Annotated in this window: 20 protein-coding genes and 1 riboswitch; of the genes, 7 read left to right on the top strand and 13 right to left on the bottom strand. The window is 71.3% G+C overall.

All coding sequences use genetic code 11. From position 1 onward, the window contains the following. Positions 1-25: 25 nt before the first annotated feature. A complete protein-coding gene (locus tag ACWGDB_RS04515) occupies positions 26-2,011 on the bottom strand; it encodes a LuxR family transcriptional regulator AbsR2 (RefSeq protein WP_453821047.1) in 1,986 nt (661 codons plus the stop codon). Positions 2,012-2,081: 70 nt separating this feature from the next. Between ACWGDB_RS04515 and absR1 the strand changes: the two genes are divergently transcribed. The 5 genes from absR1 to ACWGDB_RS04490 all read left to right on the top strand — a co-directional run bounded on the left by absR1 (position 2,082) and on the right by ACWGDB_RS04490 (position 7,335). Beyond that, a complete protein-coding gene (absR1, locus tag ACWGDB_RS04510) occupies positions 2,082-3,167 on the top strand; it encodes a beta-glucuronidase AbsR1 (RefSeq protein ID WP_453821046.1) in 1,086 nt (361 codons plus the stop codon). A gap of 543 nt (positions 3,168-3,710) precedes the next feature. Continuing rightward, a complete protein-coding gene (locus ACWGDB_RS04505; protein ID WP_453821045.1) occupies positions 3,711-4,487 on the top strand; it encodes an ABC transporter permease in 777 nt (258 codons plus the stop codon). Between the two features lie 120 nt (positions 4,488-4,607). Next, complete coding sequence (locus ACWGDB_RS04500; RefSeq protein WP_453821044.1) at positions 4,608-5,660, top strand: taurine ABC transporter substrate-binding protein; 1,053 nt, start codon at positions 4,608-4,610, stop codon at positions 5,658-5,660. Next, positions 5,647-6,438, top strand: coding sequence for an ABC transporter ATP-binding protein (locus ACWGDB_RS04495; RefSeq protein WP_453821043.1), 792 nt, complete (start codon positions 5,647-5,649; stop codon positions 6,436-6,438). Before ACWGDB_RS04500 ends, ACWGDB_RS04495 begins: the two co-directional genes overlap by 14 nt. A 27-nt stretch (positions 6,439-6,465) precedes the next feature. Next, positions 6,466-7,335, top strand: a complete 870-nt coding sequence (locus ACWGDB_RS04490; protein ID WP_453821042.1) for a TauD/TfdA dioxygenase family protein — start codon at positions 6,466-6,468, stop codon at positions 7,333-7,335. A 56-nt stretch (positions 7,336-7,391) separates the two neighbouring features. Here the strand turns inward: ACWGDB_RS04490 and ACWGDB_RS04485 are convergent, their stop codons facing one another. From ACWGDB_RS04485 to ACWGDB_RS04455, 7 genes are all read right to left on the bottom strand, one after another. Next, positions 7,392-8,516: an LLM class flavin-dependent oxidoreductase gene (locus ACWGDB_RS04485; protein ID WP_453821041.1), complete on the bottom strand. Its 1,125-nt coding sequence runs from the start codon at positions 8,514-8,516 to the stop codon at positions 7,392-7,394. Then, positions 8,509-9,600 carry an LLM class flavin-dependent oxidoreductase gene (locus ACWGDB_RS04480; protein WP_453821040.1) on the bottom strand — a complete coding sequence of 364 codons (1,092 nt, stop codon included), beginning with the start codon at positions 9,598-9,600 and terminating at the stop codon, positions 8,509-8,511. The genes ACWGDB_RS04485 and ACWGDB_RS04480 overlap by 8 nt, the downstream gene beginning before the upstream one ends. Continuing rightward, the gene (locus tag ACWGDB_RS04475) at positions 9,597-10,982 is read right to left on the bottom strand and encodes an NtaA/DmoA family FMN-dependent monooxygenase (RefSeq protein WP_453821039.1); all 1,386 of its coding nucleotides are present in this window, start codon (positions 10,980-10,982) and stop codon (positions 9,597-9,599) included. Before ACWGDB_RS04475 ends, ACWGDB_RS04480 begins: the two co-directional genes overlap by 4 nt. Before the next feature lie 20 nt (positions 10,983-11,002). Next, entirely contained in the window at positions 11,003-12,205 is a 1,203-nt protein-coding gene (locus ACWGDB_RS04470; RefSeq protein ID WP_453821038.1) for an LLM class flavin-dependent oxidoreductase, read from the bottom strand. An 80-nt stretch (positions 12,206-12,285) separates the two neighbouring features. Continuing rightward, positions 12,286-12,363: a putative leader peptide gene (locus ACWGDB_RS04465; RefSeq protein WP_453821082.1), complete on the bottom strand. Its 78-nt coding sequence runs from the start codon at positions 12,361-12,363 to the stop codon at positions 12,286-12,288. 100 nt (positions 12,364-12,463) lie between these two features. Beyond that, a complete protein-coding gene (locus ACWGDB_RS04460) occupies positions 12,464-13,486 on the bottom strand; it encodes a transporter substrate-binding domain-containing protein (protein ID WP_453821037.1) in 1,023 nt (340 codons plus the stop codon). 78 nt (positions 13,487-13,564) lie between these two features. Continuing rightward, positions 13,565-14,353, bottom strand: coding sequence for an amino acid ABC transporter ATP-binding protein (locus ACWGDB_RS04455; RefSeq protein WP_453821036.1), 789 nt, complete (start codon positions 14,351-14,353; stop codon positions 13,565-13,567). 221 nt (positions 14,354-14,574) lie between these two features. On the opposite strand from ACWGDB_RS04455, the gene ACWGDB_RS04450 reads away from it, so the two are divergent. After that, positions 14,575-15,774, top strand: a complete 1,200-nt coding sequence (locus ACWGDB_RS04450; protein ID WP_453821035.1) for an IS110 family transposase — start codon at positions 14,575-14,577, stop codon at positions 15,772-15,774. Positions 15,775-15,782: 8 nt separating this feature from the next. Here the strand turns inward: ACWGDB_RS04450 and ACWGDB_RS04445 are convergent, their stop codons facing one another. The 4 genes from ACWGDB_RS04445 to ACWGDB_RS04430 form a co-directional block, all read right to left on the bottom strand. Beyond that, on the bottom strand, positions 15,783-16,766 hold the full coding sequence (locus ACWGDB_RS04445; protein WP_453821034.1) for an amino acid ABC transporter permease: 984 nt from the start codon (positions 16,764-16,766) through the stop codon (positions 15,783-15,785). A gap of 183 nt (positions 16,767-16,949) precedes the next feature. Continuing rightward, the gene (locus ACWGDB_RS04440) at positions 16,950-17,099 is read right to left on the bottom strand and encodes a hypothetical protein (protein ID WP_187284659.1); all 150 of its coding nucleotides are present in this window, start codon (positions 17,097-17,099) and stop codon (positions 16,950-16,952) included. Between the two features lie 29 nt (positions 17,100-17,128). After that, positions 17,129-17,236, bottom strand: a riboswitch (SAM riboswitch). Between the two features lie 66 nt (positions 17,237-17,302). Continuing rightward, a complete protein-coding gene (locus tag ACWGDB_RS04435) occupies positions 17,303-18,199 on the bottom strand; it encodes a glutathione S-transferase family protein (RefSeq protein ID WP_453821033.1) in 897 nt (298 codons plus the stop codon). Between the two features lie 66 nt (positions 18,200-18,265). Continuing rightward, positions 18,266-18,364, bottom strand: coding sequence for a putative leader peptide (locus ACWGDB_RS04430; RefSeq protein WP_328877807.1), 99 nt, complete (start codon positions 18,362-18,364; stop codon positions 18,266-18,268). Between the two features lie 162 nt (positions 18,365-18,526). Between ACWGDB_RS04430 and ACWGDB_RS04425 the strand changes: the two genes are divergently transcribed. Continuing rightward, a complete protein-coding gene (locus ACWGDB_RS04425; RefSeq protein ID WP_453821032.1) occupies positions 18,527-19,267 on the top strand; it encodes a class I SAM-dependent DNA methyltransferase in 741 nt (246 codons plus the stop codon). Positions 19,268-19,286: 19 nt separating this feature from the next. On the opposite strand, the gene ACWGDB_RS04420 is transcribed toward ACWGDB_RS04425, so the two are convergent. Beyond that, positions 19,287-19,745: an RrF2 family transcriptional regulator gene (locus ACWGDB_RS04420; RefSeq protein ID WP_453821031.1), complete on the bottom strand. Its 459-nt coding sequence runs from the start codon at positions 19,743-19,745 to the stop codon at positions 19,287-19,289. Positions 19,746-19,780: the final 35 nt, after the last annotated feature.

Below are 19,780 nucleotides of genomic sequence, written 5' to 3'. Positions count from 1 at the left end.
CCCCGGCGCGGCCCGGACAACTCCCTCACGCCGGCTGCGCGTCCGGCAGCTCCACCAGCCATGGCAGGGCGCCCCGGTCGCCGGCGCCCAGGCGGGCGTAGGCGCTGTAGAGGTGGTTGCCGACCGTGCGGACGGAGAGAGTCAGCTTCTCGGCGATCTGGCGGTTGCTCAGGCCCGTGGCCGCGAGCGTGACGATCTGGCGCTGCCGGGTGGTCAGTTCGCCGAGGACCAGGCCGGACAGGGCGGGGGTGCGGGCGCCCTGGCAGCGGCGGGCCAGGGCGACGGCACGCGTGCGTGCGGTGCGGGCGGCGCGCGGGTCGCGGTGGGCCCGTACGGCGTGGGCGTGCGCCTCGGCCGCGAACAGCAGGAAGCCGCGCTGCTCCAGCTCCTCGGCGACCCGGTCCAGCGCGGGGCCGTCGCCACGGTCGAGCGCGGCGGCGTGCTCGGCGAAGACACCGGTCAGACGGCCCGCGGCACGCTCCGGGTCGCCGAGGCGGACGGCGTCGTACGCATCGCCGGAGAGTGCCTGGACACTCCCGTCGAGGTCGCTGCCGGTCGCCTCGACGGTCCCGTCGGCGTGACCGCGGGCCGCTGTCGGCCGGGTGACCGCCCCACCCCCGTGGGGGCGGCCACCCAGGATCTTGTGCGCGGCCGTCGGATCGCCCGACTGCGCCGCGGCGAGGGCGAGTTCGAGGCGGCAGGACGGATCGTCACCGCCGTCGCGCAGGCCTTCCCGCGCCCAGGCCGCCGCCTCACGCAACTCGCCGCGCAGGCGCGCGAATTCCGCGCGCACGGCCGCGTATCCGGCGGGCACCGAGGCGCCCTCCGCGACCAGCCACTCCCCCACCGGCGTCGGCAGCTCCCTCACGTCCGCCCGCTCGATGGCCCCGGCCAGCGCGGCCCGCTCGGCGTCGAGGGCGGGCCCGCACCGATCCGGCGTGCGAAGCGAGAGGGGGGTCCCCCCGGCCGCAGGCTCGGGGAGGGACAGTCGCCTCGCCCGGAGCCGGCCGGCCGCGGCCCGCAGGGCCGGGCCGTGCAGGGGGTGGGCGAGGCGGACTGCGCCCTGGTCGTCGACGTGGACCAGCGAGTCGGCCTCCAGGCGTTCGAGGACGCGAAGATCCGGTCGGTGGGGCTCCAAGCCATTTTCGGGCCCCTGTTCCAGACCGGGTTCCGGTTCCAGGTTCAAGGGCAACGGCTCGGAGAAGGCCAGGCGTTCGAGGATCTCGCGCTCTTCGGAGCAGGCACGGTCGAGGACCTGTGCGGTGTGCTCGCGCACCGTCGCGGTGACGGGCACCGGGCCGCGCCACGCCCACTCGTCGGAGTCCGAGTCCGGGTCCGCGTCGACGACGCGACTGAGCAGCCCGCGCTCGCGCACCGCGCCCACCAGGTCGCGCAGCAGCCGCAGGTCCCCCCGGCACAGGCGGTGCAGCCGGTTCACGGTGAGAGGTTCGAGGCCGCCGCCGCCCATTCCGGTGCCGGCCGCCAGTAGTTGGGCGGTCTCCTCGCGGGGCAGCGACTCCAGGGTGAGGCGGGGCAGGAGTTCGCCGGTCCACAGCCGGGAGATCGCGCCCGGGGCCGGGGCACCGTCGGTGGTGACGACCAGGAGACGGGTGCGTCCGTGCACCGCCAGCTGATGGACGAGGGCGGCGGAGGCGTCGTCGAGCAGCTGCGCGTCGTCGACCAGGAGCAGCCGTACGCCGGACAGGTGCTGGAAGGCACCGTGCAGGGAGGCCGACTCCGGTACGAGGTGTGCGAACGCGGCGAAGCGGATCCGGCGGGTCTCGGGGGTGCCGGCCACCCGGGCGCAGTCGGTGCCGCGGACGGCCTCCGTGACGAGGCGGGTCTTGCCGCAGCCCGCCGGACCCGTGATCACTAGGCCCTGGCGGCCCGCGGTCAAGGAGCCGCGTACCAGCTCGAGTTCGCCCTCCCGGCCGGTGAACGGCCAGGGCAGCTCCAGGGTCTTCGCGTCACGTTCGAAGTTCGTCACGGCAATAGGAGCGCCGTGACTCATCCTTGATACAGGGGTACTTGAGTAGCCCTCGACTCAGGCGCCCGCGGCGGGCCGACGGCAGGCTGTCCGCATGACCGCTCGCTACTGCTCCCTCGCGCAGCAGTCGGCCCCCGCCTTCACTCCGGGGCTGGCCGCCGAGCGGCTCAGTGCGCTCATCGGCGGACGCCGGATGTGGGTCAACGGCACCGTGCTGCACTACTGCTTCTTCGACCGGGAATCCGACGGCTCCGTGATCCCCGATCCGGAGACCGGCGAGACCCGGCGCGTGTCGTGGGTCGGCAGCAAGGAGCAGCAGGACGTCGTGCGCGAGTGCTTCCAGGAGTGGCAGGGCCTCGGCATCGGCCTGTCGTTCGTGGAGGTGGGCGACCGGTCGGAGGCCGAACTGCGCATCGGGTTCCAGCTCGGCGACGGCTCCTGGTCGACCGTGGGCAAGGACGCGCTCGGGGTCGGCCTCAACGAACGCACGATGAACTTCGGCTGGGACCTGACCGTGCCCGGGGAGCGCGGCACGGCCTTGCACGAGATCGGGCACGCGCTCGGCATGCTGCACGAGCACCAGAGCCCGTTCGCCGGCATCCACTGGGACGACGAGGCCGTGTACGCCGATCTGGCGGGCCCGCCGAACTTCTGGAGCCGGGACAGGACGTTCTTCAACATCCTGCGCAAGCTCGATCCGAACGAGGTCAACGGTTCCGCCTGGGACCCGCACTCGATCATGGAGTATCCCTTCTCGGCCGGACTGATCCTGGAGCCGGAGCAGTTCCGCGCGGGTCTGAACCCGCCGGGTGTGCTGTCCAAGGCCGACCGGGAGTTCGTCCAGCGCTGGTACCCACCGGCCGCGACGCCGGAGCCGCGGGAGCTGGTGCCGTTCCGTTCGGTGCCGCTGCGGCTGGGTCCGGCGGAGCAGGCCGACTTCGTCGTCGAACCGCCGGAGACCCGCGAGTACACGGTGGGCACCTTCGGCGACAGCGACACCGTCGTCGTGGTCTTCGAGGAACGGGACGGCGAACCCCGGTACCTCACCGCCCAGGACGACGGCGGCACCCCGGACAACGCCACCGTCAGGGCCCGTCTCGTCAAGGGCCGCCGCTATCACGTCAGAGTGCGCCTGTACTCCAGCTGGGGTTCGGGGGAGACAGCGGTCATGTGCTGGTGACGGCACGGATCGGCTGAGCGCTCGGACGCGGGAGTCCACAGTCCGGCGCCGGGGAAGTGGGCGGGACGCCACCTTCGGGGGAGGGTGACGTCCCGCCCACGCCGACGCCATGGGGCTGACACGGGGTCCGCCGGTGTTCCAGGGAGTGGACGCCTGTTGGTGACGGGCTGCGGCTGCGGTAGAAATAGGCCTCATGATTCCCGAGCCCCTGGTGCGACGCCTGGTCATCGACCTGTGCCGACGCCCGGGCTCGGGTTGTTGTTGCTGACTTAGCCCTGTCCCACGTGCCGCGCCGCCCGGTGGTCCCACCCGGCGAGGGCGGTTCGCGCACCCTGTCGCAGGGTGCTCTCTCCGCTTCGTTCAGCATCTCTCTCGCTCGGGGCCGGCCGCCCATGTCGGTCGACGGCAGCAGCTCATGTCCCGGCGCCCCATGGAGGACGCCCCGTGTCCACACCTCCCGCTCTGTCCAAGGCTGATCGCACCCGCACACCTGCCGACGTACCGCCCCGGCCCAGTTCGCCCGCGCGGGGCGGGTGGGCACGCGTGCGCCCTGTCGCACTGCCGGTCGGCTCGCTCCTGCTCTTCCTCGTCCTGTGGCAGCTGCTGGCGGCGAGCGGGACGTGGAGCGCGACGCTGGTGCCGCCACCGGCCAAGGTGGTGGACGCGTTCATCGACGTGTCCACCACGCACGACGGTGTACGGGGCTACAACGGCACCACCCTCGTCGAGCACCTCGGCATCAGCCTGCAACGCATCGCGCTCGGGGCCGGCATCGGCATCGCCGCCGGGGTGGTCTTCGGGCTCCTCATGGGCACCGTCGGCTGGCTGCGCTCGCTGTTCGAGCCCTGGATCACCTTCCTGCGGACGCTGCCGCCGCTGGCGTACTTCTCCCTGCTGATCATCTGGCTGGGCATCAACGAGGAGCCGAAGGTCACCCTGCTGGCGGTGGCCGCCTTCCCGCCGGTGGCGGTGTCGACCACGACAGCCGTGGCGGCCGTACCGAAGAGCCTGATCGAGGCCGCCCGTGCGCTCGGCGCGTCGCGGTGGGCCGTCGTCCGGGACGTCGTCGTCCCGTCAGCCCTGCCGGAGACGCTCACCGGGGTGCGGCTCGCCGTGGGGGTGGCCTACTCCTCCCTCGTCGCCGCCGAGTTGGTCAACGGACTGCCCGGCATCGGCGGCATGGTCAAGGATGCCGCCAACTACAACAACACCCCGGTGGTGCTCGTCGGCATCATCGCCATCGGCGTCTCCGGGCTCGTCATCGACGGGCTGCTGCTGCGGTTGGAACGCGCCGTCGTCCCGTGGCGCGGCCGCGCATAGGACCACGCTAGACGACCCACCTCTCCGCCCCGCGCAGCAGACACCCCGCTGCCCCGCGAGGCAGAAGACATCGCCCTCTGCCCCGCGCAAAGAACCCCTCAGCACAGAAACGGCCCTGACATGTCCCGTGTCTCCCCCGGCCCGTCCCGCCGGCTCCTGCTCGCCGGCGCCCTGGCCACGGTCTCCGCCGCCGTCACCGGCTGCTCCTCCGGCAGCTCGGCGGCCTCGTCCGGTGGTTCCCGGCAACTGCGGATCGGCTACTTCGCCTTCCCCAGCGGGGACTTGATCGTGAAGCAGCGCAAGTTGCTGGAGAAGGCGCTGCCGGACCACAAGATCTCCTGGATCAAGTTCGACTCCGGCGCGAGCGTCAACCAGGCCTTCCTCGGCAAGTCCCTCGACATCGCCGCGCTCGGGTCGAGTCCGTTCGCCCGCGGAGTGTCGGGCAGTTCGCCGGTCCCGTACAAGGTCGCCTTCATCCTCGACGTGGCCGGCGAGAACGAGGCCCTCGTGGCCCGCGAGCAGACCGGCATCACCGACGTGGCGGGGCTCAAGGGCAAGACCATCGCCACGCCGTTCGCCTCCACCTCCCACTACAGCCTGCTGGCGGCGCTGGAACAGGCCGGACTGAAGACGTCCGACATCAAACTGATCGACCTGCAGCCGCAGCCGATCCTCGCCGCCTGGCAGCGCGGTGACATCGATGCCGCCTACGTCTGGCTGCCCACCCTCGACGAACTCCGCAAGACCGGCACACAGTTGACGAGCAGCAAGGAGATCGGCGCGGCGGGCAAGCCGACGCTCGACCTGGCCGTCGTGTCGGACGAGCTGATCGCCCGCGATCCCGAGGTGATCGACACCTGGCGGTCGGTGGCGGCTCAGGCGCTGCGGCTGCTGAAGTCCGACCCGGACGGCGCGGTCAAGGACGTCTCCGCCGAACTCGGCATCAGCACCGCCGACGCCAAGGCACAGCTCGCGCAAGGCGTGTTCCTCACCCCGGAGCAGGTCGCCTCGGCCGACTGGCTGGGCACCGACGGCAGCCCGGGCAAGTTGCTGACCTACGTCACCGACACCGCCCGGTTCCTCGCCGGCCAGAAGCAGATCGACGCGGCACCCTCCGAGGCCGTCGTCCGCAAGGCGTTCTACCTGAAGGGACTTCCCGATGTCCTCAAGTGACACGGTCGAGGCCGCAGTTGAGCCGGCAGTCGAGGGTTCCGTCCGGATCGAGCAGGTCACTCATCGGTACGGTCCCGTCACGGCCGTCGGCCCGGTCGATCTGACCGTCCCCGCGGGCGAGTTCCTCGTCCTGGTGGGTGCCTCCGGCTGCGGCAAGAGCACCCTGCTGCGGCTGATCGCCGGGTTCGAGCAGGCCACGCAGGGTTCGGTGCGGGTGTCCGGCAAGGCGCCGCGGCCCGGCGAGGCGGCCGGGGTGGTGTTCCAGTCGCCGCGGCTGTTCCCGTGGCGGACCGTGCAGGGCAACATCGACCTGGCGCTGCGGTACGCCGGCGTCGAGCGCGCCCAATGGCCCGAGCAGCGCGCCGAGTTGCTGGCCCGGGTCGGGTTGGAGGGCACCGAGAGGCGGCGCGTCTGGGAGATCTCCGGCGGGCAGCAGCAGCGCGTCGCCATCGCCCGTGCCCTGGCTGCCGAGAACCCCCTGTTCCTGCTGGACGAGCCGTTCGCGGCGCTGGACGCGCTGACCCGGGAGCGGCTCCAGGAGGACGTACGTCAGGTCACCGGCCGGACCACGGTGTTCGTGACCCACTCCGCCGAGGAGGCGGTGTTTCTCGGCTCCCGCATCGTCGTGCTGACGAAGGCCCCCGGGACCGTCGCCCTGGACCTGCCGATCGACCTCCCCCGCGGCGAGGTCGCCGCCGACGAACTGCGCGAGTCAGGGGAGTTCGCCGAGCTGCGTGCCCAGGTGTCCCACGCCGTCAAGACAGCCGCCGCGGCCTGAACTCCGTATCAAGGAAAGGATGTCCGGATGACCGTCATCGCCCCGCCCCAGCTCCCCTTCACCCCCCTCGGCCCGAACTTCGGCGCCGAGCTCCACGGCGTCGACCTCGCCCGTCTCGGTGACGAGCAGATCCAGGCGATCCGGGAGGCGCTCGTGGCGTACAAGGTGCTCTTCGTGCGTGGCCAGGACGGCCTGGACGACTCCGCGCAGATCGAGTTCGGCCGGCGCCTCGGCGAGGTCACCGCCGGGCACCCGATCCACGACTCCGGTGAGGTGGCGGCCGAGGTGTACGCGCTGGACAGCCAGGACAACGGGTTCTCCGACGTGTGGCACACGGACGTGACCTTCGTACGCCGGCCGCCGGCGATCTCCGTCCTGCGCGCCGTCGTCCTGCCTCCCAACGGCGGCGACACGAACTGGGCCGACAGCCAGCTCGCCTATGAGTCGCTGTCGCCGGGCCTGCGGGCGTACATCGACACGCTCACCGCCGTGCACGACGGCAACCGCGCCTTCGGCTACTACCTGGCCCAGCAGCGGCGGGGAAGCGGAAACGTCTGGGAGGGCGAGGTGTTCACCGAGCTGGTGCCGGTGGAGCATCCGGTGGTGCGGGTGCATCCGGAGAGCGGACGCAAGGGGCTGTTCGTGAACCCCGGGTTCACCTCGCACATCACCGGGGTCTCCGAGTACGAGAGCCGGGGCATCCTCGACATCCTGTACGCCCACCTGACCAAGCCCGAGCACGTCGTGCGGCATCGTTGGCAGCCGGGTGACGTCGCCCTGTGGGACAACCGCAGCACGGCGCACTACGCCAACCGTGACTACGGCGACCGGCATCGCGTCATGCACCGCATCACGTTGCGCGGCGACACCCCGGTCGGTCCCACGGCTCACCGCTGACCACGTGTGCGCGGGCAGGCCCGGCGGCGGTCTCCCGCACGCCGGGCCTGCCCGTTTCACCTGCGACTCCACTCCCGCGCCAGCAGTTCGTACGACCGCACCCGGTCCGCGTGGTCGTGCGTGATCGTCGTGATCAGCAACTCGTCGGCCCCGGTGGCCTCCTGAAGCTGCGCCAGCCGGTCGGCCACCCGGCCCGCCGACCCCACGAACTGTGTGTCGACGCGGTCCTGGACCAGCGCCCGGTCCTCGTCGCTCCAGGGGTGGGCGCGGGCCTCCTCGGGAGTCGGGTACTCGATGGCGCCCTCGGCGGTGCGGATGCTGCGGACCCAGGGGCCGTAGCCCGCCGCCAGTTCGCGGGCCGTCGTGTCGTCCTCGGCGACCACGACGTCGGCCGAGACGCTGACGTAGGGCTTGTCGAGGAACTCGGAGGGCTGGAAGCAGGCGCGGTAGCCGTCCACCGCCTCCAGGACGGAGGCGGGGCTGACGTGGTAGTTCGCGGCGAAGCGCAGGCCGCGGGCGCCTGCGGCCTCGGCGCTCGGGCCGCCGCTGCTGCCCAGGATCCACACCTCGACGTCGGCGCCCTCGCCCGGCACCGCGTGTGCCTCGATGCCCTCCGGGGAGCGGTAGGTGCCGGCCAGCAGCGCGAGGATGTCGTCGATCTGCTCGGCGTAGTCGTGCGATTCGGCGCCCGGCAGCAGGAGCAGTTCGCGCTGCAGGGCGATGCGGGGTGAGCCGAGGAGGTGCTCGAAGGTGAAACGGGGCGGGATCAGCAGGCCGTTGGGGGTGCGGCCGTCGACGACCGGGGTCGCCGTCGCGGTGGTCGCCCTCTCCCCCGGTGGGCCGCCGCCCGAGCGGCCGAGGCCCAGGTCGAGGCGGCCTGGGTGCAGGGCGTCGATCAGGCCGAACTCCTCGACCGTGGACAGCGCGGTCCGGTGGCCGAGCTGTACGGCACCGGCGCCGAGGCGGATGGTGGAGGTGGCCGCGGCGGTCAGGGCCAGGGCGACCGCGGGGGACGTACCCGCCACGCCGGGGTTGAGATGGTGTTCGGCGAACCAGTAGCGGGCGTAGCCGAAGCGTTCGGTCTGCCTGGCGAGGTCGATGGTGTTGCGCAGGGCGGCCGCTGCCGTCGAGCCGGAAGAGATCGGTATCAGGTCCAGGACGCCGAGGGGGATGTCAGACATGGACTCGCTCCTGCGCCGTCGGTGCCGCCGCGAGCACGGGGGCCCAGGCGAAGGGTGGGTCCGGGATGTCCTTGCGCAGCACGGGTGCCACCGCCGACTGGAACAGTTCGAGCGAGTCGCGGTGCCGGGTGTCGGTGAGGCCGCTCGCGTCCGCCTGGACGTGGACCGCGGTATGGCCGAACTGCTCGTGGTAGCGGTGCACCTTGTCGATGACCTGCTGCGGGCTGCCGATCAGGGCGGAGCTGCGCGCGACGAAGTCCTCCAGCGTCTCGAACACGACGGGCAGTCCCGCCTGCCGGTAGAAGGCCAGGTTGGCCTCGAAGACGGGCCGGTAGGCGGCCAGGGCCTGCTGGGAGGTGGGGGCCACGTGGATGCCCGCCGTGCCGGCCCCGATCGCGATGTCGGCCGGGTCGTGGCCGTGGTGCTCCCAGCGTTCGCGGTAGTGGCGGATCAACTCGGCGTACGGCTCGATGGGGTGGGTGACGTTCGCGGAGAACAGCGGATCGCCGTAGCGGGCGGCCAGGTCGACCGACTCCTTGCTGGTGGCGCTGCCGTGCCAGACGCGGAGGGGCTGCTGGTAGGGACGCGGCCACACCTCGGCGTCCGTCAGCGGCGGGCGGAAACGGGTCGCCGCGGTCACCTTGTCCTGCCGCCAGATCCGCCGGAAGACCTCGTAGCTCTCGGCGTTGCGGTCCCACTGGTCCTCGGGGGTGACGTGGAACAGGTCGCGCTGGGCGGCGCCGTTGCCCTTGCCGATGATGAGGTCGAGCCGGCCCTCGGAGAGGTGGTCGAGGGTGGCGTAGTCCTCGTAGGCGCGCACCGGGTCGAGCAGGCTGAGCGTCGTCACGGCCGTGAAGAGGCGTATCCGCCTCGTCAGGGCGGCGACATGGCTGAGGACGACCGTGGGCGACGAGGAGATGAACGGCCGCTCGTGCCGCTCCCCCACGCCGAAGCCGTCGAAGCCGAGCTCCTCGGCGAGCAGGGCGTTGTCGAGGACCTCGCGGAAGCGCTCGTGCGTGGGCTTCTGCACCCCGGTGACCGGGTCCGGGCGATGCACGATCAGGGTGATGGCGATGAACTTCACGACGCGAGCCGCTCGTCGCCGGGTTCGTCGCGGTGCCCGTCGGGGTGCGTCAGGCCGAGGTGTTCGCGCAGGGTCGTGCCTTCGTAGTCCGTGCGGAACACGCCCTGTTCCTGAAGCAGCGGGACGACCTTGTCGGCGAACTCGTCGAGGCCGGTCGGGGTGATGTGCGGGACGAGGATGAAGCCGTCGCTCGCGTCGGCCTGGACGAAGTCGTTGATGGTTCTGGCGATGGTGGCCGGGGAGCCGACGAAGTTCTGCCGGTTACCGGTGTTGATGACCAGGTCGCGGATGGACCACTTGTTGGCCTCGGCCAGCTCGCGCCACTCGCGTGCGGTGGCCAGCGGGTCCCGGTACATGCGGACCTGGGCGCGGCCCTTGGAGATGTGGTCGTCGCCGATGTCCGGGTCGATGTCGGGGAGCGGCCCTTCCGGGTCGTAGAAGGACAGGTCCCGGTTCCAGACGAACTCCAGGTGCTTGAGGGCGGTGGCCCCGCTGACCTGTCGGCGGCGCACCTCGCGGGCGAGCTCCTCGGCCTCGGCGTCCGTGTCGGCGAGGGCGAAGGTCGCGGCGGGCAGGATGAGCAGCTGGTCCGGGCCGCGGCCGTACTTGGCCAGGCGGGACTTCACGTCCGTGTAGAAGGCCCGGCCGCCCTCCAGGGTGCCGTGCCGGCTGAAGATGGCGTCCGCTTCGGCGGCGGCGAACTCGCGGCCCTCCTCGGAGTCGCCGGCCTGGAAGACGACCGGGCGGCCCTGGGGCGAGCGCGGGACGTTGAACTGTCCGTGGATGTCGAAGTGCTGCCCGGTGTGGACGAAGGCGCCGGCCTTGGCGTCCCGCAGGAAGGTGCCGGTCTCCTTGTCGGCGAGGATCTCGTCGCCGTGCCAGGAGTCGAAGAGCTCGTTCGCGGTGGCGAGGAACTCCTTGGCGCGGGAGTAGCGCTCCTCCTGGGGCAGGAAGCCGCCGCGGCGGAAGTTCTCGCCGGTGAAGGCGTCCCAGGAGGTGACGACGTTCCAGGCGGAGCGACCGCCGGAGAGGTGGTCGAGGCCGGCGAACTGGCGGGCGACCTCGTAGGGCTCGTTGAAGGTGGAGTTGATGGTGCCGGTCAGGCCGATGCGCTCGGTGACGGCGGCGAGCGCGGCGAGGATCGTGAAGGTGTCGGGGCGGCCGACGACGTCCAGGTCGTAGATCTTCCCGCCCTGTTCACGGAGCCTGAGCCCCTCGGCGAGGAACAGGAAGTCGAACTTGGCGCGTTCGGCGGTCCGGGCGAAGTGGGCGAAGGAGCTGAACTCGATGTGGCTGCCGGCCTGCGGGTCGCTCCACACGGTGGTGTTGTTGACGCCGGGGAAGTGGGCGGCCAGGTGGATCTGCTTCAGCGGCTTGGTCATGGCGGCGGGGTCCTTCCGGCTCAGGCGGCTGCATAGCGGTTGGCGGGGCGGGCCAGGCCGAGCAGGCCGCGCAGGGTGGCCGACTCGTAGGCACGGCGGAAGGCGCCCCGGCGCTGGAGTTCGGGGACGAGTCCGCGGGTGATCCCCGGCAGGTCGTGTCCGGCGACGGCGGGGCGCAGCCGGAAGCCGGACAGACCGGAGCCGTGCAACTCCTGCAGTGAGTCGGCGAGTTGGGAGGGAGTGCCGGTGAAGATCAGGGCGTCACTCGTGTACGGCTGTCCCGCGAGCGCGTCCAGCCGGTCCCGGCGTGCCCTCGCGGCGGCCGGGTCGTCGTCGAGGAAGGCCACGATGTCTCCGAAGATGTGCAACGGCTCGGCGGCCCGACCGGCGGCGTCCTGCTCCGCGCGGATCCGGGCGACGATCGCGCGGGCCTCGTCCGCGTCGTGCGGAGTGACGTAGCCGACGTCGGCGGCGCGGGCCACGAGCCGGTACGGGACGGTGTCGTGGGCGAGGGCACTGACGATCGGCTGGCCCTGCGGCGGGCGAGGTGTGATGGAGGGGCCCCTGACGCTGAAGCGCCGGCCCTCGAAGTCGATGTAGTGGAGTTTGTCGCGGTCGATGAAGCGCCCGGTGGCGGCGTCCCGGATCTCGGCGTCGTCCTCCCAGCTGTCCCAGAGGCGGCGCACCGCCTCCACGTGGTCGGCGGCCTCGTCGAAGAGGTCGGTCACCACCTCCTGCGCGGCCGGGCTGTCGTAGGCCTCGATGCGGGCGACGGTGCGGCGGCCGAAGTGCGCTGCCTCGTTCGGGCGGGCGGTGATCTGGACGCGCAGACCGGCGCGCCCGGCGCTGACGTAGTCGAGGGTGGCGATCGCCTTGGAGACGTGGAACGGCTCCGTGTGGGTGGCGACGACCGTCGGCACCAGACCTATGCGGCTGGTCAGCGGGGCCACCCGGGAGGCGATGAGGACGGCGTCGAGGCGGCCGCGCACCTGGTCGGTGCGCTCGTCCGGGTCCAGGAAATGGGAGGACTGGAGACCGAGGCCGTCCTCGATGGTCACGAAGTCGAGCAGTCCGCGCTCGGCCTCGGTGACCAGGTCGGTCCAGTACCCGGCGGTGAACAGGTCCCGGGGGCGGGCCACCGGCTCTCGCCAGGAGGCGGGATGCCAGCCGGTGCCGTCCAGGGCGACGGCTAGATGCAGGGAGGGAGAGGGTGTTGAGGACACGAGTCGGTGCCTTCCTGGAAGTCCGTGACAAGAACGCCGACGGCCTCACGCGGGGGTGGGCTCGGCGGTGGAGGAACGCGTCAGGAGCGACAGAGCGCGCCGGCCACGCGCTGGAGGTCGATGTGGGGCCGGGAGTGGAGGTGGACGGCGTGGAACATGTGCGTCACGTCCGCCACCTCCGTCCTCCGGGTCGCGCGCTTTCGCGCCTCGCACATCTCGGCACGAGTCACAACGCGCCGACCTCGGTGGGTGTTCCCGTCAGGAGTTGTCCAACGGCAGGCCGGGCGGGTTGACCTCCGACTTGGCCACGGCCTCGCCCGAGAGGTTCCAGGCGGCGAGCCACTTGGCGTACTGGCCGTTGTCGATCAGGTGGTTGATCGCGTCGGCGAGGGGCTGGGCGAGGCCGCTGTCCTTCTTGGCTGTCGCGGCGATCAGGCCCTGGAGCGTGGCGCCGGCGCCGGAGAACTGGCCGGCGATCCTCGTCGGGGAGGGCGTGCCCTTGGTCTGGGTGACGTGGTAGGAGAGGTTGGGGCTGGGGCCGAAGTAGGCGTCGATCTTGCCGCTGCCCAGGGCCAGGTAGGTGCTGTTGCTGTCCTGGAAGTACTTGACGGTCAGCTTCTTGCCCTCCTTCTCCAGCTTGCCCTTCCACTCCAGCAGGATGCGCTCCTGGTTGGTGCCGGCGCCGACGGAGACGGTCTTGCCGGCGAGGGCCTTGTAGTCGCCGTCGAAGCTGAACTTCGAGTCCTTGAGCGCCTCGAAGGCGAGGTCGTCCTTGCGGTAGGAGGCGAACTCGTACTTCTGCTTGCGCTCCTCGGTGTCGGTGATGTTCGAGAAGCCGACGTTCACCTTGCCGCTGTCGATGCCGACGAAGAGGTTCTCCCAGGTGAACCGCTTGACCTCGGGCTGAAGGCCGAGGACGGCCGCGACCAGCCGGGCGAGGTCGATCTCGGAGCCGGTGAGGGTCTTCTGGTCGCTGCCCACGAAACCGAGGGGCGGGGCGCCGGAGGGCAGAGTGCCGGAGCCGATGACCAGCGTGCCGCTCTTCTTGAGGGCGTCGGGCAGCTTCGCGCTGATGGACTTCACCTCGGACACCTTCAGGGTGGTCTCCTTGGCGGCGCCGTTGGAGAGCTGTCCGACGGTGACGGTCCCCGCGGTGTCGTTCGTCCTGGTGGCGGCGTCGCTGTCACCACCGCAGGCGGCGAGCCCGGTGGCGAGGGTGGCGACGGCGGTCGCCGCGGTGATGCCGCGTATCAGGCTGCGTCGGGAGATGTGGCTGGGCATGGCCGTCCTTGGTGTTCGGAAGGGTGGTGAGGGTGGGGCGGGTGACGCGTGGGGGGGAGTTCGTGGGGAGCGGTGGGCTCAGAGGACCTTGCTGAGGAAGTCCCTGGTCCGCTCGTGGCACGGCTTGTCGAGGAGCTCGGAGGGCGGGCCCTGCTCGACGATCCTGCCGCCGTCGATGAAGACGACCCGGTCGGCGATCTCGCGGGCGAAGCCGATCTCGTGGGTGACGATGACGAGGGTGGTGCCGCTGGTCGCCAAGTCCTTGATGACGGAGAGGACTTCGCCGACGAGTTCCGGGTCGAGGGCGGAGGTCGGCTCGTCGAAGAGGATGACGCCGGGGCGCAGGGCGAGGGCGCGGGCGATGGCCACGCGCTGCTGCTGTCCGCCCGACAACTGCCGTGGATAGGCGGCGGCCTTGTCGGCGAGTCCGACCCGGCCGAGGAGGTCGCGGGCGAGCTCCAGTGCCGCGGTCTTGGCGAGCTTGCCGGTGGCCACCGGGGCGGCGGCCACGTTGTCGAGGACCGTCAGATGCGGGAAGAGGTTGAAGTTCTGGAAGACGAAGCCGATCCTGCTGCGCTGCGTCAGGATGGCCCGCTCGCTCAGCTCCTTCAAGCGCTCGCCGTGCCGCCGTACGCCGATCAGCTCGCCGTTGAGGCTGACGTGCCCGATCTCCGGCTTCTCCAGGTGGTTGATGACCCTGAGCAGGGTGGACTTGCCGGAGCCGGAGGGGCCGATGATCACGGTGACCTCGCCCGGACGCACGGTCAGGTCGACCCCGTTCAGCACCCGGTGGACGCCGTACCACTTGTGCACGTCGTGCACCTCCACGGTGGCGGGCGCGTTGTCGAGGGTGGTCTCGGCGGTCATACGGCCCTACCTTCTTGAGTGCGTCCCGAGAGTTCGCGACTCTGGGACTGCGCGGGTGGGGCAGGGATGGCTTTCATGCTGGCTGCCCTCGATGGCTCAGGCCGCTGGTCCCCCTGCCCCGCCACTTCTTCCGGACTGCTGATTAGGCACTGCGAACGATCGCTTGGTAGGGCGAGGACAGGCGGAAGGAGTCGCGTCACACACCGCACGAGGAGGGGACCGTGACCACCACCGCAGGCTTCGACATCGCCAAGGACTTCCACTGGCTCGCGGTCGCCGACGACCGGGGACGGCCGCTGCTCAGCCGCCGGGTCGACAACGACCCGGCCGCCATCGACCAGGCCATCGGCGAACTGCACACCATCGAGGCCGACCACGGCCCCGTCACCATCGGGCTGGACATCCTCGGCGGCATAGCAGCCCTGCTGACCGCGATGCTGCTGGCCGCAGGCTTCCGCGTCGTGCACGTGCCCGGCCTGGCGGTCAACCGCGCCCGCCGCGCCACCCGCGGCGGAGAGAACAAGTCCGACCCGCGCGACGCCAAAGTCATCGCCGAACAGGTCATGCTCCGCGAGGACCTGCGCACCGTCGAGCTGCCCGAGGAAGCCACCGTGGAACTGCGGCTCCTGGTCGGCCACCGCACCACGCTGGTCAAGGAGGCCACCGCCCGCACCGCGCGACTGCGCGACCTGCTCACCGGCATCCACCCCGGCCTGGAGAAAGCCGTCGACGCGACGAACAAGTCGGGCCTCATCCTCCTGGGCCACTACGTCACTCCGGCAGAGATCCGCCGCGCCGGCGTCACCCGCATCGCGGACTACCTGCGCAAACGCGGCGTCAGGACGGCCATCGCCCAATCCCTGGCAGACGCGGCACACGCCTCCGCGCAGGCCCAGCATGCCGTCGTGCCCGGTGAACGGCGCACCGCGCGCCTCATCCGCGAACTCGCCGACGAACTGCTGGCCGGCAAATCCCGACTGAGCACGCTGGAAGCCGAGATCGGGCAGCTGGTGGCCGACCACCCTGACGGGGCCCTCATCCGCAGCCTGCCGGGGATGGGGGCCACTCTCACCGCCGAGTTCATCGCCTCCGTCGGCGACATCCGCCGCTTCGCCGGCGGGGACGCCCTGGCCGCCGCGTCCGGCCTGTCCCCAGTGCTCTCGCAGTCCGGGAAGGTCCGCTACTCGCGCAGCGCGACCGGCGGCGACAAAGCCCTCAAGCGGGTCTTCTACCAGGCCGCGTTCTGCTCCATCCAACGCGATCCCACCTCGCGGGCCTTCTACGACCGCAAACGAGCGGAAGGCAAACGCCATCACCAGGCCCTGATCGCACTCGCCCGACGCAAGGTCAACGTCCTCTACGCCATCCTGCGTGACCGTCGCCCCTTCGAAGCCCGGCCAACTCTTCGTCTCGTGGCTTGACTTCAGCATTAGGCAGCGGCCTCCCTGCGGATGCGGGCGCTCAGGTCGGTGAACCCGGTCCGCAGCTTCTGCAACGGGGTCGGCGGCAGGGAGCGCGTGGCGCCCCGGGCGTAGTACCGCTCGACGTAGAACTGGACGACGGAGACGACGCTGGTGAGGATCAGGTACCAGACGGTGGCGACCATCAGCAGGGGCACGATGTCGCCGGGGTAGGTGGAGCCCATGGACTGCGCGGAGCCGAACAGGTCGAGCAGGGAGACGTAGAAGACCAGCGAGGTGCCCTTGATCAGGCCGATGAGCTGGTTGACGTAGTTCGGCACGATGGAGCGCAGCGCCTGCGGGAACACGATCCTGCGGAACTGGTAGCCCTTCGGCAGGCCGAGTGCGGCGGACGCCTCGTGCTGGCCCTGGTCGACGGAGAGGATGCCGCCGCGGACGACCTCGGCGGCGTACGCGGACTCGTGCAGGCTGATGCCGACGACGGCGATGACCATGTCGGTGGCGAGCTTCGACTCGTCGAAGGAGAAGAAGGCGGGGCCGAAGGGGATGCCCACGCTCAGCGTCTTGTACAGGGCGCTGAAGTTGTAGAGGAACAGCAGCACCACGATCAGCGGGACGGAGCGGAACGCCCAGACGTAGACCCAGCTGACCGCGCGCAGCACCGGGCTCTTCGACAGCCGGGCCAGTGCCAGCAGGATGCCGCCGAGGAGCCCCAGCACCGCGCTGTAGGCGGTGACTTCGAGGGTGATGAGGAGCCCGTCGAGGATGGTGGGGCGCAGGAACCAGTAGCCGAAGCGGTCCCACTGGTAGAAGGGGTTGGTCACCAGGCCGTTGACGAACTGGGCCGCCAGGACCAGGACCACCGCGGTGGCGATCCAGCGGCCGGGCCGCCTCAGCGGCAGCACGCGCTGGGCCGCGAGCTGTCTCGGCGGGGCGTCTGCGGGCGGCGGTGCCTCGGCGAGGGAGACGACGGCGCCTGGGGGTTCACTCATGGAGGGCTCCGGCAGGAGTCGGATGTCCCCGGAACGCGGCGCACGGCGCGGCGACGACAGCCGCACTGCGGCTGCGGCTCGTCAGGACGCGGGAGGACGCACGGTCACCGGGGGGGTGGGCGGACGACAGCACACCGCCGAGGCGGTGTTCGTCAGGGAGTGCGGGGCAGCGGACGGGAGACGTCAGCCGCGGCTGCGGGCACAGCCCGGTGCGGTACACAGTGCGCTGTTGACGCGGAGCAGATCGACGGCCCGGTCGGCGACGAACAGGGTCGCGTACGCCAGGGCGCGGCTCTGGGGGCGGCGTACGGCCGTCCTGGGAGCTGCGTCCATGGCGTCACTCACTCTTCCGGCCCGTGGGGCCATCGCGCTTACCGAAGTCATTCGGTCCGGTCGTCACCTGGGGCACCCCACCGCGATGCGAGGGTTGCCGGTCAGCGAGCCAGGGCTTGTCGCTGACGCTCATGACCGTTCTGGGCCGTAAGTAAGACAGTTGCCCGAACGGATGTCAACGCCGGTCCACTGTGCGGACCGGCTCATGGCCGCTCGACCTGCGCTCGTGTCCCGGTCCCGGCTGCCGCGTGGGCCGCCCAGTCCAGGATCTGGACGGCCGCTCCGGCGCCCTCCAGGCCTCGGCAACGGGCATGGTGGCGCCGGGAGATGGCGTCGAGGTCGAGATGCGCGCCGAAGGCCGGGTGCGCGGCGAGCCGGCGGGCGTAGGCCCACAGGGTGGCGTGCGCGGCGACGCGCTGCACCGCGGCGGCGTCCAGGTGATGCCGGTGAACGGTGTCGAGTTGGACGAGGGATACCCACAACTCCACGTCGGCGGCGGTGATCTGATCGCGAATCAGGTACTCGCGGCCGTCCAGCCACCGATCCAGCGCGCCCAGCGCACGCAGCAGTGTCCCGAGCGCCTCGTCCCGCTCCGCCCGCTCGGCGCCGGCCGCCCCCGCGGCCTGTGCGGCCTCCTCGATGTCCTGCGCACACATCCGCTCGACGGCCTCGATCTCCGACTCCGCACCGCCCGGGTACAGCTCCTGGCGACAGCCGCCGAAGCGCCGGGCCAGGTCGCGGGTGATGTCGGGGGCGTGCGTGCTCACGATGCGCCCGGACCAGTCGTCGCTGAGGACCGGCGCGAGGGCCGGTCCGGCGTACCGGTGGACGCTGGCGTCGTACAGCGGACGCAGCGCCGCGTGCCCGCCGTCGGCGCAGTCGGGGATCTCGGGCAGGAATGTCGCCGGGCAGACGTCGTCGAGGGCCAGCAGGCTGTGGGCGACGGCGATGCGCAGGCCGTCCGCACAGGCGGTGGTCAGGTGGAGGCGGTAGCGGCGCGGCACGGCGTAGTGGCCGCTGCGTTCGTCCCGGCCGATCCGGCCCCGGAAGGCGGGAGCGGTCGGTGCGGACGGGTGGGCGGCCAGCGGTGTGACGGACATGACTCTCCCCGGGGCAGGCGTGTGGACGTACACGTACGGAAGCGGCGTGGAGGAGGGCTCGGGGGGTCAGATCGCGCTGCAGACGCGGAGCAGATCGATGTGACGGCGGGACGTGAGAAGGGGCGTACGGCTCACTCGGCCGGTGACCGACTCAGGACGCCCCATGCTTCCCTACCAATTCACTAGGAAACCTGATTGGAGTGTCGGCTCCTCCGCGGCCGACGTCAAGAGGGCGTCCGGGGATCGAGCAGCCGGAGTCGCCGCCCGGGTGAGCGCCGACGGCAAATTCAGGTGCCCCGTCACGACGGCCGGCAGTACGGTCCCGGTGTGATCGATGACGACGGCTACTTCGGAGAGAACATCGCGGCCACCTACGACAAGTCAGCGGCGGACATGTTCCGCGCCGATGTGGTCGGCCCCGCGGTCGACCTACTGACCGAGCTCGCCGACGACGGCCCGGCGCTCGAGCTCGGCGTCGGCACCGGACGGATCGCGCTGCCGCTGTCCGGCCGCGGGGTCCCGGTGCACGGCATCGACATGTCCCGCGCCATGGTGGACCGGCTGCGCGCCAAGCCCGGCGGTGACGCCGTCCAGGTGACGATCGGGGACTTCGCGACGACACGGGTGGCGGGCGACTTCGCGGTCGCCTACCTCGTGTTCAACACGATCGGCAATCTGACGACCCAGGACGCGCAGGTCGACTGCTTCCGCAACGCCGCCGCCCATCTGCGGCCCGGGGGCTGCTTCGTGGTGGAGGTGGGTGTGCCCGATCTGCGCCGGCTGCCTCCCGGCCAGAGCGCCGTACCGTTCCACATCAGCGACACCCGGTGGGCGTTCGACACCTACGACGTCGCCACGCAGGCCATGAGCTCGAACTACGTCACCATCGTCGACGGCCGCGCCGAGCACTGGTCCATCCCGTTCCGGTACGTCTGGCCGGCCGAGCTGGATCTGATGGCCCGGCTCGCCGGTCTGCGGCTGCGCGACCGGTGGGAGAACTGGACGCGCGAGCCGTTCACGAGCGAGAGCGGCAAGCATGTGTCGGTGTGGGAGAAGCCGGCCGACTGATGCACGCGGCGGGGCCCGGTCAGGGGTTCGTCCACGCGTCGGGGTCGTCCGAGAGGCTCAGCACGTCGTCGGGCAGCTTCGCCGCGGCCACGTGGGCCAGGGTGACCTCGCCGAGGATCTTGCGGACGTTGGCGCGTACGGCGATCCACAGCGGCAGCAAGGACTCCGCGGGGCCGATGTAGGAGAGGTCGGGCGGGCGTACGCCGCGCACCGAGACCAGGGGGCCGTCGGCCACGCGGATCACGTCCGCGATGGGGATCGAGTCGGCCGGACGGGCGAGCCGGTAGCCGCCCTTGCCGCCGCGCTGGCTGACCACGAGGCCGCCCCGGCGCAGGTCGCCGAGGATGCCCTCCAGGAACTTGTGCGGGATCCCCTGCGCCTCGGCGATCGCCTCGGCCTTGAGTGAGGTGTCGTCTCCGGCCGCGGCCAGCTCCAACGCCGCCCGCACCGCATAGTCCGCCCTCGCCGAGATCCGCATGCTGAGATTATCCATCACTGCGGTGCCCGTCCCCA

The organism is Streptomyces sp. NPDC055013, assembly GCF_053608645.1.
The sequence above is the reverse complement of the archived record's forward strand: the minus strand, read 5'-3'. Positions and strand labels throughout refer to the sequence as shown.